The organism is Mesorhizobium sp. BH1-1-4 (assembly GCF_020165665.1).
GTDB lineage: Bacteria > Pseudomonadota > Alphaproteobacteria > Rhizobiales > Rhizobiaceae > Mesorhizobium.
Window position 1 is genome coordinate 130,656 of the sequence record NZ_JAIUIN010000002.1, and the last position, 13,059, is coordinate 143,714.

Annotated in this window: 13 protein-coding genes; 6 read left to right on the forward strand and 7 right to left on the reverse strand. The window is 63.8% G+C overall.

The window, feature by feature from the left end:
* Nucleotides 1–54: 54 nt before the first annotated feature.
* Nucleotides 55–1,170 carry a 4-hydroxyphenylpyruvate dioxygenase gene (gene hppD / locus LB569_RS04325; RefSeq protein ID WP_224691243.1) on the reverse strand — a complete coding sequence of 372 codons (1,116 nt, stop codon included), beginning with the start codon at nt 1,168–1,170 and terminating at the stop codon, nt 55–57.
* A gap of 137 nt (nt 1,171–1,307) precedes the next feature.
* On the opposite strand from hppD, the gene LB569_RS04330 reads away from it, so the two are divergent.
* Nucleotides 1,308–1,775 carry an Lrp/AsnC family transcriptional regulator gene (locus LB569_RS04330; RefSeq protein ID WP_140707314.1) on the forward strand — a complete coding sequence of 156 codons (468 nt, stop codon included), beginning with the start codon at nt 1,308–1,310 and terminating at the stop codon, nt 1,773–1,775.
* Here LB569_RS04330 and LB569_RS04335 read toward each other — a convergent pair.
* The 4 genes from LB569_RS04335 to aztA form a co-directional block, all read right to left on the reverse strand.
* A complete protein-coding gene (locus tag LB569_RS04335) occupies nt 1,772–2,110 on the reverse strand; it encodes a TIGR01244 family sulfur transferase (protein ID WP_140707030.1) in 339 nt (112 codons plus the stop codon). The two genes, LB569_RS04330 and LB569_RS04335, sit on opposite strands and share 4 nt — an antisense overlap.
* 148 nt (nt 2,111–2,258) lie before the next feature.
* Nucleotides 2,259–3,200, reverse strand: a complete 942-nt coding sequence (gene aztC / locus LB569_RS04340) for a zinc ABC transporter substrate-binding protein AztC (RefSeq protein WP_224541268.1) — start codon at nt 3,198–3,200, stop codon at nt 2,259–2,261.
* A gap of 28 nt (nt 3,201–3,228) precedes the next feature.
* A complete protein-coding gene (gene aztB, locus LB569_RS04345) occupies nt 3,229–4,104 on the reverse strand; it encodes a zinc ABC transporter permease AztB (protein ID WP_140707026.1) in 876 nt (291 codons plus the stop codon).
* A complete protein-coding gene (gene aztA, locus LB569_RS04350) occupies nt 4,104–4,916 on the reverse strand; it encodes a zinc ABC transporter ATP-binding protein AztA (RefSeq protein ID WP_224691244.1) in 813 nt (270 codons plus the stop codon). Before aztA ends, aztB begins: the two co-directional genes overlap by 1 nt.
* A gap of 227 nt (nt 4,917–5,143) precedes the next feature.
* Between aztA and LB569_RS04355 the strand changes: the two genes are divergently transcribed.
* Nucleotides 5,144–5,488: a RidA family protein gene (locus LB569_RS04355; RefSeq protein ID WP_224691245.1), complete on the forward strand. Its 345-nt coding sequence runs from the start codon at nt 5,144–5,146 to the stop codon at nt 5,486–5,488.
* 87 nt (nt 5,489–5,575) lie between these two features.
* Here LB569_RS04355 and hutC read toward each other — a convergent pair whose 3' ends face one another.
* Together hutC and LB569_RS04365 are read right to left on the reverse strand one after the other, a co-directional pair.
* On the reverse strand, nt 5,576–6,322 hold the full coding sequence (hutC, locus tag LB569_RS04360; protein WP_224691246.1) for a histidine utilization repressor: 747 nt from the start codon (nt 6,320–6,322) through the stop codon (nt 5,576–5,578).
* 6 nt (nt 6,323–6,328) lie between these two features.
* Nucleotides 6,329–7,684: a formimidoylglutamate deiminase gene (locus LB569_RS04365; RefSeq protein WP_224691247.1), complete on the reverse strand. Its 1,356-nt coding sequence runs from the start codon at nt 7,682–7,684 to the stop codon at nt 6,329–6,331.
* Between the two features lie 97 nt (nt 7,685–7,781).
* Between LB569_RS04365 and hutI the strand changes: the two genes are divergently transcribed.
* The 4 genes from hutI to hutU are packed head-to-tail and all read left to right on the forward strand — an operon-like array spanning nt 7,782 to nt 13,057.
* Entirely contained in the window at nt 7,782–9,014 is a 1,233-nt protein-coding gene (hutI, locus tag LB569_RS04370) for an imidazolonepropionase (RefSeq protein ID WP_224691248.1), read from the forward strand.
* Nucleotides 9,011–10,543 (forward strand): histidine ammonia-lyase, encoded by a 1,533-nt coding sequence (hutH, locus tag LB569_RS04375; protein ID WP_224691249.1) that lies wholly within the window; start codon nt 9,011–9,013, stop codon nt 10,541–10,543. The genes hutI and hutH overlap by 4 nt, the downstream gene beginning before the upstream one ends.
* Entirely contained in the window at nt 10,543–11,358 is an 816-nt protein-coding gene (hutG, locus tag LB569_RS04380) for an N-formylglutamate deformylase (protein ID WP_224691250.1), read from the forward strand. Before hutH ends, hutG begins: the two co-directional genes overlap by 1 nt.
* 25 nt (nt 11,359–11,383) lie before the next feature.
* Entirely contained in the window at nt 11,384–13,057 is a 1,674-nt protein-coding gene (gene hutU / locus LB569_RS04385) for a urocanate hydratase (protein ID WP_224691251.1), read from the forward strand.
* The last annotated feature ends 2 nt before the right edge of the window (nt 13,058–13,059 follow it).

Consider the following 13,059-nt stretch of genomic DNA (forward strand, 5'->3'; position numbering starts at 1 on the left):
GGACAACCTCCTGTGACCAAAATTTAGGTCATAAGAAGTTGTCCTGCAAGTAAGCTAAGCCGCCTTGCCGTCCACCTTGATCACGCCGCGCTTGATCTGGTCCTGCTCGATCGATTCGAACAAAGCGCGGAAATTGCCCTCGCCAAAGCCTTCGTCGCCCTTGCGCTGGATGAACTCGAAGAAGATCGGCCCGATCACGGTCTTCGAAAAAATCTGCAGCAGGATCTTGGTCATGCCGCCATCGACCACCCCTTCGCCGTCGATCAGGATACCATGCTTCTTCATCCGCTCGATCGGCTCGTCATGGCCGTTCACGCGGTCATACGACATGTCGTAATAGGTCTCCGGCGGGCCGGGCATGAACTTCAGCCCGTTGTCGGCGAGCTTGTCGGTGGCCGCGTAGATCTCATCGGTACCGACCGCGATGTGCTGGATGCCTTCGCCATTGTACTTCTTCAGGTATTCGGCGATCTGGCTGGTCTCGTCCTTGGATTCGTTGAGCGGAATGCGGATCTTGCCGCAGGGCGAGGTGATGGCGCGGCTGACCAGACCGGTGATCTTGCCGTCGATGTCGAAGAAATGGATCTGCTTGAAGCCGAACAGATTGCGATAAAAGTCCCACCACTTGTCCATCTGTCCGCGATAGACATTGTGGGTCAGGTGGTCGAGGAAATAGAAACCGACGCCTTGCGGCCGGGGGTCGCGCGCGCCAAGCCACTCGAATTCGGCGTCATAGGCCGAGCCCTTCTTGCCGTAGCTGTCGATGAAATAAAGCAACGAGCCGCCGATGCCGACAATCGCCGGCACATCGAGCGCCTTGTCGTCGCCTTCATAGGGGATGGCTCCCTTCGAGACGGCGTGGTCGAAAGCGTGGTTGGCATCGACCACGCGCCAGGCCATCGAAGCGGCGCAAGGGCCGTGCTTGTCGACGAACTTCATCGCATGAGAGCCGGGCTCGGCATTGACGACATAGTTGATGTCGCCCTGGCGCCAGACGGTGATGTTCTTGCTGCGATGCCTGGCCACCGCCACATAGCCCATGCGGGTGAACAGTTCGGCCAGCTTCGTCGGTTCGGGATGCGCGAACTCGACGAACTCGAACCCGTCGGTACCGGCGGGGTTGTCCTTGCTGATCGTGGCGGGCGGGGCGTCGTGCGGGAAGGGACCCATGGCATTCCTCCGAAATGTCGTTTGGCCGAAAATGACCATTCGACGCATGATAACGCGGAGCCGGCGCATAGTGCTTGCATTCAAGCGCTTGAAATGATGATGTCATGCGTGAAACATGCATGAAGAGAGAAAAAACCGTGGATGAGGCGCGCATTGATCAATTTGACCGCAAGATAATGGCGCTCCTGCAAGGTGACGCGCGGCTCACCAACAACGATCTGTCAGAGCGGGTGAACCTGTCGGCATCGCAATGCTCGCGCCGCCGCCAGCGTCTGGAGGAGGATGGTTTTATCAAAGGCTACCGGGCGGTGCTCGACCGTGATCGTCTCGGCTTCTCGCTGGTCAACGTCATCTCGGTAACCTTGGCCACCCACAACCGTGACAATGCCCGGCGCTTCGGCGAATTGGTGGCGCGGCTGCCCGAGGTGCAGGAAGCCCACGCGCTGACCGGCGAGATGGATTATATCCTGAAAGTCGTGACGCCCGATCTCAAATCACTGTCGGAGTTCGTCAACGGCGTGCTCCTGCCGCACGAATCGGTGCAGCATGTGAAGACGGCGATCGTGCTGGAGACACTGAAAGAGACCGGCGCGCTGCCGATTTAAGCCTTCGACTGCTGGATCAGCCCATACAGATTGGTGCAGCGGGCGCCGGAGCGGCAATAGGCGAAGACCGGCCCTTCGAGCTCGTCGAGTGCTTCGGCCTGGTCGTCGACATTATCCTGCGTGATCTGGCCGCTGATGACCGGGATATAGCGGAAGGCGAGACCAGCGGCTTCGACTGCTGTCTTGAGCGTTTCCGCCGAAGGCTGGCCGGGCTGTTCGTCGTCCGGCCGGTTGCAGATCACGCTCTTGAAGCCGGCTTCTTTGATGGCGGCGACGTCTTCGGGCTGGATCTGGCCTGAAACCGAATAGTCTTCGCTGATCTGGCGGTATTCCATTGTGTCGTCCTCGCGATCTCGTTGACGGCAGTCTTGCCACTCCCGGAGGGGGGCGGCAATCCGCATCGAAGGAATTCTCTGCCAAATAGACATCGCAGGCCAGAAAATCCAACCGGGCCGATAGGGCCCGGCTGGGTGCGGATCAATTTCAGCTGCCGAGAATGGCGCCTTTGATCTGACGGATGTTGTTGTGCATCATGTCGATATAGGTCGAGCCCGGGCCATCGGGCTGCGACAGCGCATCGGAGTAGAGCGTGCCGCCGACCTTGATGCCGGTCTCGCTGGCGATCTGCTCGATCAGGCGCGGGTTGGTGATGTTCTCGACGAAGATGGCCGCGGCCTTGTCCTGCTTGACCTGCTCGACCAGCTTGGCGACATCGGCGGCCGACGGTTCGGAATCGGTCGAGATGCCTTGCGGGGCGAGGAAAGTCAGGCCGTATTCGTGCTCGAAATAGCCGAAGGCGTCATGCGAGGTGATGACGACGCGCTTTGCCTCGGGGATCGACTGGATCGCCGCCTTCACTTCGCCTTCCAGCGCATCGAGCTTCTTGGTATAGGCGGCGGCATTGGTCTGGTAGCTGACGCAGCCTTCGCTATCGGCCGCGCAGAACGCTTCGGCGATGTTCTTCACATAGATCCTGGCATTGGCGATCGACTGGAACGCGTGCGGATCGGTCACCGTCTTGCCGCCGCCGGTGCCGGCACCCTCCGCTGCGTCGGCGTCGGCGAATTCAGGCTTGAAGTCGATCGGCGTCACGCCTTTGGTCAAGGTGATGATCGAGGCCTTGGTGGCGCTGGCATCGACCAGCCGCTGCAGGAAGCCCTCGAAATGCAGGCCGTTGACCAGCACGATATCGGCCTTGGCCATGGCCACCGCGTCGGCGGGGCTCGGCTCATAGACATGGGCATCGCCGTCCGGCCCGACAATGGTGGTGATCGCGACCCGGTCGCCGCCGACGTTTTTGGCGAAGTCCGCGATGACGGTGAAGCTGGCGACCACTTTCAGCGGCGCGGCGAATGCCGACGATGCTCCAAAGACGGTTAATGTTATAACGCTCATCGCCAGAGCGGCACGGATCGATTTCAGCATAAGCGGGGTCTCCTTTTAGGGGCGGGGATCAGGCCGTTCTGTGACGGTGATGGATGATGCGCGCGCGCAGAATGCCGCGCGTGCCAAACAGGATCGAGGCGAAATAGACGACGCCGGCCGACAGGATGATGGCCGGGCCGGACGGCAGCGAGGCATGATAGGAGAGGAGCAGTCCGGCAATGCAGGAGGCAAAGCCGATCAGCACGGCCAGCACGCACATAGGCTCGACGCGCGCCGTCCAGAACCGAGCGGCAGCCGCCGGCAGCATCATCAATCCAACGGACAGCAAGGTACCGAGCGCCTGGAAGCCGCCGACGAGGTTAAGCACGACGAGGCCGAGGAAGATGAAATGCACCGGGCTGCCCATGCGGCTGACCGAACGCAGGAACAGCGGGTCGAGGCATTCGGCGACCAGCGCCCGCCAGAAGATGGCGAGACAGACCAGCGTCACCGCGACGATGCCGCCGATCAGCGTCAAGGCCTCGTTGTTGAGCGCCAGAACCGTGCCGAACAGCACATGCATGAGATCGACGCTGGAGCCGCGGATCGACACCATCAGCACGCCGATGGCGAGCGAAATCAGGTAGAAAGCTGCCATCGAGGCGTCCTCACGCTGGATGGTGAAGCGCGAAACGGCGCCGGCGCCGAGCGCCACGATGACGCCGGCGATCAGGCCGCCAATGGTCATCGGCAGGATTTCAAGGCCATAGAACAGGAAGCCGGCGGCCGCCCCCGGCAGGATGGCATGCGCCATCGCGTCACCCGACAGGCTCATGCGCCGCAGCATCAGGAAGACGCCGATCGGGCAGGCGCCGAGCGACAGCATCAGCGAGCCGATCAGCGCCCGCTGCATGAAGCCGAAATCGGCGAAGGGCGCGATGAAAAGACCGTAGAGCGCGTCCATCAGGCAGCCCTCGGTCCGGCGCCATGGTGATGGTCGTGATCGTGGCCATGATGATCGTGATCATGGCCGTGAGCGTGCTCGTCAGGCTCGCACCAGGGCGCGTTGTCTTCCCAGGCTTCGTGAAAGCGGCGCGCCCGCAACAGGTTCTCCGGCTTCAGCGTTTCCCGGGTTTCGCCCCAGGCAACCGGCTGGCGGGCAAGCAGCAGTGTTTCGGGAAAATTCTGGCGCACCAGATCGAGATCATGCACCACCACCATGACGGTGCGCTCCTCCCCGTGCCAGCGTTTGATCAGCGCAATCAGGTCGCCGACCGTCTTGGCGTCGACTGCGTTGAAGGGCTCGTCGAGCAGGATCAGGTCGGCATCCTGCAACAGCACCCGGGCAAACAGCGTCCGCTGCAATTGACCACCCGACAGCGTGTCGATCGGCCGCTTCTCGAAGCCGCCGAGACCGACGGCCATCAAAGCCTTGCTGACGGATTCGCGATCTTCCTTGGTGTAGCGGCCAAGCATGCCGCGCTTCGGCCACAGGCCCAGTGAAACCAGATCGACGACACGGGCGGGAAAAGAGCGATCGAGTTCCGATTGCTGCGGCAGATAGGCCGCCCGCACACCGGGCGCGCGGACAACTTCGCCGGCCATTGGCTTCAGCACCCCGACGATACCCTTCATCAGCGTCGACTTGCCGGAGCCGTTGGCACCGACTACCGCCGTCAACGAACCCTTGCGGATCGCGCCATCGAGATGATGGATCGCTGGATGGCTGTTATAACCAAGCGTCAGGTCACGGAATGTCAGGCAGGTCTGGGTCATATCGCTCCGTCGCCAAACGCGGCCGCAGGCAGGGGTTGTTGGATATGTGATGTTATTACATTAGTCAACAAGTCCATCCGGCGGAATTGCGACGCCATGGTCAACTCCCCGTGTGCGCGGCTGGCCTTAAGTGGCGCAATTGGCTCAAACGGTTTCGGTCAGGCGGCCTTGCCCGAAGCGGACGGCGACTCTAAAGAGGCCCGACCACAACGGAAGGAACCTCTCGAATGAGCATTCGTCGCATCGATGTCGGCCCGCGCATGAGCCAGATCGTCATCCACGGCAACACCGTCTATCTGGCCGGCCAGGTCGGCGATCCCGGCGGCAACGTCGCCTCGCAGACCCGCGATGTTCTGGCGGCCATCGACGAATTGCTGGCCAAGGCCGGCACCGACAAGACCAAGATCGTCCAGGCGATCATCTGGCTGGCCGACATGAGCACCTTCGCCGAAATGAATTCCGAATGGGACAAGTGGGTGCCGCAGGGCCACACGCCCGCCCGCGCCACTGGCGAAGCCAAGCTCGCCGGCCCGGAATATCTGGTCGAGATTATTGTGACGGCCGCGCTGTAAAGCGCGACGTGGAAGCTGTCGATCTCCCCCCTCGTGGGGGAGATGCCCGGCAGGGCGGAGGGGGGCGCTGTCCCGCAGGGAGATCAGCTACCCCTGCGACGGCGTGAACCTTGCCACCAGCGTGTGGCTTTCCGCCGGATAGATGAAGCGTACATGGGTGACCGGGTGCTCGGCGCTCCAGGTGCGGCGTTCGACCACCAGGCAGGGCGCGCCGGGATCGATGTCGAGCGCATCGGCGATAGTCCCGTCGGCAGCCATGGCGCGGATGCGGTGCTCGGCTTCGCTCCAGGGCACGCGGCCTATCAGCCACGGGCCTGCCGCGATTTCGAGGAAGGCCTCGTCTCCTGCCTCGGCCACGGCCGACAGATTGATCAGTCTCTGCTCGAAGGCGAACGGCCGTTCGCCAGCAAAATGCAAGCCTTCAAGTCGCAAGACCGAGCCCGCCGTGGAGAGTCCGAGCAGCGCCCGGTCGCCGGCATTGCTGCGCCGCTGCAGGCGTTCCAGCCGCTCATAGCGATAGGGCAGGGCGAGTGCCTCGACCTCGATCCTGATATCGTGCAGTTCAAGCACCGCCGCTTGCGATTGCGGCCGGCGGACAAAGCTGCCCGAACGCCGTCGCCGCTCGATCAATCCGGCCTTGGCGAGCTGCGACAGCGCCTTGTTCACGGTCATGCGCGAGCATTTGTATTCCGCCGTCAGCTCATGTTCGAACGGAATACGGTGGCCAGGCGCCCAAGTGCCGGACAGGATCTTTTCGCGGATATCGGAAAGGATGCGCTGATGCAGCGAAACGGTCTCGCTGTCCTCCATGTCAGTTGGTTCGACCATGCTCATCCAGGATCAGCTTTCGGAAAGCGCGGTCATTACCTCGCGAAACCGCTCGGCAATCTCCTCGCGTCTCGCATGCCTGCCGCCGCTGACCTGCTTTTGCCCGTGCACCCAGACACAATCGACCTTGCTGCCATTGGCGAAGATCCAGGCATCAAGGATCGCATCGCCCATCTTGCCCGCCAGCGAGGGATTGCCGGCGTCGAGCGAGACGAGATCAGCGGCAGCGCCGACGGCTATCCGCGCGGCGCCGGCGCCGAGCGCGACGCTGCCGCCGTCAAGTGCGGCGTCGAACAGCGCACCCCCGGTCGAGCCGCCTGCCACCGCAAGCACATTGCGGGCGCGGTGCGCGAGGCGCTGCGAATATTCGAGCTGGCGCAATTCGTCGGGCAGGCCGATCAGCACGTTGGAATCGGAGCCGACACCGAAGCGGCCGCCATGCTCTCTGAACAAGGGTGCGGCAAAAGTGCCGTCGCCGAGATTGGCCTCGGTAATCGGGCAGAGGCCGGCGATGGCGCCGCTCTTCGCCATGTCGATGGTCTCGGTTTCCGTCATGTGGGTGGCATGGATCAGGCACCAGCGCTGGTCGACAGCGGCATGGCCAAGCAGAAACTCGACCGGACGCGCGCCGGACCAGGCAAGGCAGTCCTCGACCTCCTTCACCTGCTCGGCGACGTGGATATGGATCGGCCCGTCCGGCGCGATCGCCGCAACCGCCCTGAGTTCCTCCGGCGTCGCGGCCCGTAAACTGTGCGGGGCGACGCCGACAATTGCTTGATTCAAAGAGCGAACAGATTCGCGGGACTTCTCAACAAGCCGGGCGAACCCGCCAACATCGTTGATGAATCGCCTCTGGCCGTCGTTTGGCGCGGCACCACCGAAAGAGGAGTGCGCGTAAAACACCGGCAGCAGCGTCAGGCCGATACCGGTTTCGCCGGCCGCCGCGGCGATGCGCTCGGCCATTTCGGCAGGGTTGGCGTAAGGGTTTCCGTCGCGGTCATGATGGAGATAGTGAAATTCGCCGACGCGCGAAAAGCCGGCCTCCAGCATTTCGACATAGAGCTGCGCCGCCACCGCCTCGACCTGATCGGGAGTCATCGACAGCGCGAAACGGTACATCGCCTCGCGCCAACTCCAGAAACTGTCGGCGGAGGGGCCTCGCAACTCGGCAAGCCCGGCCATGCCGCGCTGGAAAGCGTGGCTGTGCAGATTGGGCATGCCGGGCAGCAGGATGGCATGGCGTTCGTCGCCTGGTCGCGGGGAGGTCCCGGCCTCGATCGCCGAGATTCGCCCTTGGTCGATGGCGATCCGCACATTGCCTTGCCAACCATCCGGCAGGAGCGCCTGTTCCGCAAAGATCGCCGTCACGTCCGTCTCCGAATCCTGCCCTGGGGATGACAATAGCACTTGCAGTGCGTTTCAATATGTATATACATAATCGCCATCCTTTCAATTGGAAAAGATGATGGCTGGAGAGAGCAAGAGCCAAGCGGGGGGGCTTCGCCTTTGGCGCAATGCGCATCTGGCGACCATGGCCGAAAATTCCGCCGGACTTGGCATCGTCGAACACGGCGCGGTCGCGGTGCGCGACGGCCGCATTGTCTATGCCGGTTCCGAATCCGAGATGCCCTCGGCGTTTGCCCTGGGCGAGACCGTCGATTGCGAAGGCCGCTGGATCACGCCCGGCCTGATCGACTGCCACACCCACCTGATCCACGCCGGCAACCGCGCCAACGAGTTCGAGATGCGGTTGGCCGGCGCCACCTATGAAGAGGTCGCCAGGGCCGGCGGCGGCATTGTCTCTTCGGTCAAGGCGCTGCGCGTCGCCAGCGAGAGCGACCTGGTCGCCCAGACGCTGCCGCGCCTTGACGCGCTGATGGCGGAAGGCGTCACCACGGTCGAGATCAAGTCCGGTTATGGCCTCGATCTCGACAATGAAAAGAAGTCGCTGCGCGCCGCGCGACAGCTGGGGAATGAACGCCCGGTAACGGTCCGCACCACATGCCTGGCAGCCCATGCGCTGCCTCCCGAAGCCAAGGGCGACAAGGACGCCTTCGTCGATCTCGTCGCCAACACAATCCTTCCCGGCGTCGCCGCCGAAGGCTTGGCCGATGCCGTCGACGGGTTCTGTGAAGGCATCGCATTTTCGCCCGAGCAGATGGCGCGCGTGTTCGACAAGGCCAGGGCGCTCGGCTTGCCCGTAAAACTCCACGCCGACCAGCTATCCAACCTGCACGGCGCCGAACTTGCCGCCCGCTATGGCGCGTTGTCGGCGGATCATCTCGAATACACCGATGAAGCAGGCGCCGTGGCGATGGCCAGGGCGGGGACCGTCGCGACGATTCTGCCTGGCGCCTACTACTTCATCCGCGAGACTAAGAAGCCGCCGATCGGCCTGTTTCGCCAGCATGGCGTGAAAATGGCTGTCGCCACCGACAACAATCCCGGCACATCGCCGCTGACCTCGCTGCTTCTGACCATGAACATGGCGGCGACGCTGTTCGGCATGACGGTCGACGAGTGTCTTGCCGGCGTCACCCGCGAGGCCGCGCGTGCGCTGGGCCTGCTCGGCGAGATCGGGACGCTGGTATCAGGCAAATCCGCCGACCTGGCGATCTGGGAGATCGAGCGTCCCGCCGAACTCGTCTACCGCATGGGCTTCAACCCGCTGCATGCCCGCATCTGGAGAGGACAATGACCGAACTGACCCTGAAGCCTGGCAACGCCACGCTGGCCGATTGGCGCGCCATTTATCGGGGCGCCGTGCCGAAACTGGATGATGGCTGCCGCCCAAAAATCAAGGCAAGCGCCGAGGCTGTCGCGCGCATCGTTGCCAAGGGCGAGCCGGTCTATGGCATCAACACCGGCTTCGGCAAGCTGGCCAGCGTGCGCATCCCGGCCGAAGATCTGGAGACCCTGCAGCGCAACATCGTTCTGTCGCATGCCGCCGGCGTTGGCGAGCCGATGCCCGTCGCCATTACCCGGCTGATGATGGCGCTGAAGCTTGCGAGCCTGGCGCAGGGCGCCTCCGGCGTGCGCTCGCACACCATCGAATTGCTGGAAGCGATGCTCGCCAACGACGTCATCCCGGTGGTGCCGGCGCAAGGTTCGGTCGGCGCCTCCGGAGACCTTGCCCCGCTGTCGCACATGACGGCGGTGATGATCGGCGTCGGCGAATGCTTCACCCCGCATGGCCGCTTTCCGGCCAAGGTCGCGTTCGTCTCGCACGGGCTGGAGCCGGTGACATTGGGCGCCAAGGAAGGTCTGGCGCTGCTCAACGGCACGCAGTTTTCGACGGCCTACGCACTGGCCGCGCTGTTCGAGGCAGAAGTGCTCTACCAATCGGCGCTGGTCGCCGGCGCACTCTCGACCGACGCCGCCAAGGGGTCGGACGCGCCCTTCGACCCGCGCATCCATCTGTTGAGAAAACATCGGGGCCAGATCGAGACGGCGGACGCGCTGCGCAATCTGATGGCCGGCAGCGCTATCCGTGAATCGCATCGTGTCGGCGACGAGCGTGTCCAGGATCCCTATTGCCTGCGTTGCCAGCCACAGGTGATGGGCGCGGCCCTCGATGTGTTGCGCAAGGCGGCCGATACGCTCGGCACCGAGGCCAATGGCGTCACCGACAATCCGCTGATCTTCGCCGAGGACGACACCGCGCTCTCCGGTGGCAATTTCCACGCCGAGCCGGTGGCTTTCGCCGCCGACATGATCGCGCTGGCCGTCTGCGAGATCGGTTCGCTCTCGGAGCGCCGCATCGCCATGCTGGTCGACCCGGCCCTGTCGGGCATGCCCGCCTTCCTGACGCCCAAGCCCGGCCTCAACTCCGGCTTCATGATCCCGCAGGTGACGGCGGCGGCACTCGTTTCGGAAAACAAGCAGAAGGCCTATCCGGCATCGGTCGATTCCATCCCGACCTCGGCCAACCAGGAGGATCACGTCTCGATGGCCGCGCATGGCGCACGCCGCCTGATCGGCATGGTCGAGAATGCGACGGCGGTGATCGGCATCGAATTGCTGGCCGCCGCGCAAGGCTGCGATTTCCATCAGCCGCTCGCCTCCAGCGCCGCGCTCGAAGCCGTGCGCAAGCTCGTCCGGGCCGAAGTGCCGCATCTCGACAACGACCGCCATTTCCACCCCGACATGGAAAAGGCCATCGCCATGGTGCGCGGTGGCGCGACAGTGAAGGCGGCAAGCGCGGTGACGCTGCCGGGGATTGCCTGATGACACCTGCTTGGCTCACCATTACTCAGGGCACGGCACCGCTGCTGGTGTCGATCCCGCACACCGGCATCGACCTTGCCGGCCTCGAAAGCCGGCTGGTGTCGCCATGGCTGGGTCGGCGCGATTGCGACTGGTGGATCGACAATCTCTATGATTTCGCCACTGACCTTGGCGCGACCGTCGTGCACACGGCGATCTCGCGCACCGTCATCGACGTCAACCGCGATCCATCCGGTGCCTCGCTCTATCCAGGCCAGGCGACCACCGGCCTGTGCCCCACCGAAACCTTCGATGGCGATCCGATCTACCGCCAGGGCGAAGAGCCGGGCCCGTCCGAGATCGACGAGCGCCGCGAGAAGTTCTTCACACCCTACCACGCCGCCTTGCAGGCCGAGATCGACAGGCTGCGCAGCCTGCACGGCAAGATTGTCCTCTACGACTGCCATTCGATCCGCTCGGTGCTGCCACGCCTGTTCGAAGGCACGCTGCCGGTATTCAATCTCGGCACGAACGACGGCAAAAGCGCTGATCCGACGCTGCAGGCCACGGTCAACCAGATCATGGCTGAAACCGGTGAAACCTTTGTCGTCAACGGACGCTTCAAGGGCGGGTGGATCACGCGCCATTTCGGCCTGCCGCTTCAGGGCGTGCATGCGCTGCAGATGGAACTCTCCAATCGCGGCTATATGCGCGAACCCGAAGGGAAGGGCACGCCGGACAATTGGCCGGTGCCCTACGATGCCGCCTTCGCCGCGCCGATCCGCGCCACGCTGAGAAAGATTCTCCAAACCGCCATTGACTGGGCCGGCCGCTGACGCGCCGCCTCATCCGAAAGGGACAATGATGACCGACCCTCGCCACAACATCCGCGAAGTGCGCGCGCCCCGCGGCGACAAGCTCAACGCCCGCTATTGGACGACCGAAGCGCCGCTGCGCATGCTGATGAACAACCTCGACCCCGAGGTCGCCGAGAACCCCAACGAGCTGGTCGTCTATGGCGGCATCGGCAGGGCGGCCCGCACATGGAACGATTTCGACCGCATCGTCGCCTCGCTGAAGACCCTTGGCGAGGACGAGACGCTGCTGGTGCAGTCCGGCAAGCCGGTCGGCGTGTTCCGCACCCACCCGGACGCGCCGCGCGTCCTGATCGCCAATTCCAACCTGGTGCCGCACTGGGCGACCTGGGAGAAATTCAACGAACTCGATAAGAAGGGCCTGATGATGTACGGCCAGATGACGGCCGGCTCCTGGATCTATATCGGCACGCAAGGCATCGTGCAGGGCACCTACGAAACCTTCGTCGAGGCCGGCCGCCAGCACTATGGCGGCAATCTGAAGGGAAGATGGATCCTGACCGGTGGTCTCGGCGGCATGGGCGGCGCCCAGCCATTGGCCGCGGTCATGGCCGGCGCCTGCTGTCTGGCGATCGAATGCAATCCCGATTCGATCGATTTCCGCCTGCGCACCCGGTATGTCGACGAGAAGGCCGAGACGCTGGACGAGGCCATGGAGATGATCGAGCGCTGGACCAAGGCCGGCGAGGCGAAGTCCGTGGGCCTGCTCGGCAATGCGGCCGAGATCGTGCCCGAAATGTTCAGGCGCGGCATCCGCCCCGATATGGTCACCGACCAGACCTCGGCGCATGATCCCATCAATGGCTATCTGCCGAAGGGCTGGACGATGGCCGAGTGGCGCGAAAAGCGTGTCAGCGACCCCAAGGCGGTCGAGAAGGCGGCCCGCGCCTCCATGCGCGAGCATGTCGAGGCGATGGTGGCGTTCTGGAACGCTGGCGTGCCGACGCTCGACTACGGCAACAACATCCGTCAGGTCGCCAAGGACGAAGGCTTTGAAAATGCCTTCGCCTTCCCGGGCTTCGTGCCGGCTTATATCAGGCCGCTGTTCTGCCGAGGTATCGGCCCGTTCCGTTGGGCCGCACTCTCCGGCGATCCGGAGGATATCTACAAGACCGACGCCAAGGTGCGCGAACTCACCCCCGGCAACACCCATCTGCACAACTGGCTCGACATGGCGCGCGAGCGCATCTCGTTCCAGGGCCTGCCGGCGCGCATCTGCTGGGTCGGTCTCGGCGATCGGCACAGGCTTGGTCTCGCCTTCAACGAGATGGTGGCCAAGGGCGAGCTCAAGGCGCCGGTGGTCATCGGCCGCGATCACCTCGATTCCGGCTCGGTCGCTTCGCCGAACCGCGAGACGGAAGCGATGAAGGACGGCACCGACGCGGTCTCCGACTGGCCGTTGCTCAACGCGCTGCTCAACACAGCGTCGGGCGCCACCTGGGTGTCGCTGCACCATGGCGGCGGCGTCGGCATGGGCTTTTCCCAGCATGCCGGCATGGTCATCGTCGCCGACGGCACGCCGGATGCTGCAAGGCGCCTGGAACGGGTGTTGTGGAACGATCCGGCGACCGGCGTGATGCGCCACGCCGACGCCGGCTACGACATCGCCATCGAATGCGCCAAGGAGCACCAGCTCAACCTGCCCGGCATTCTCGGGTAACG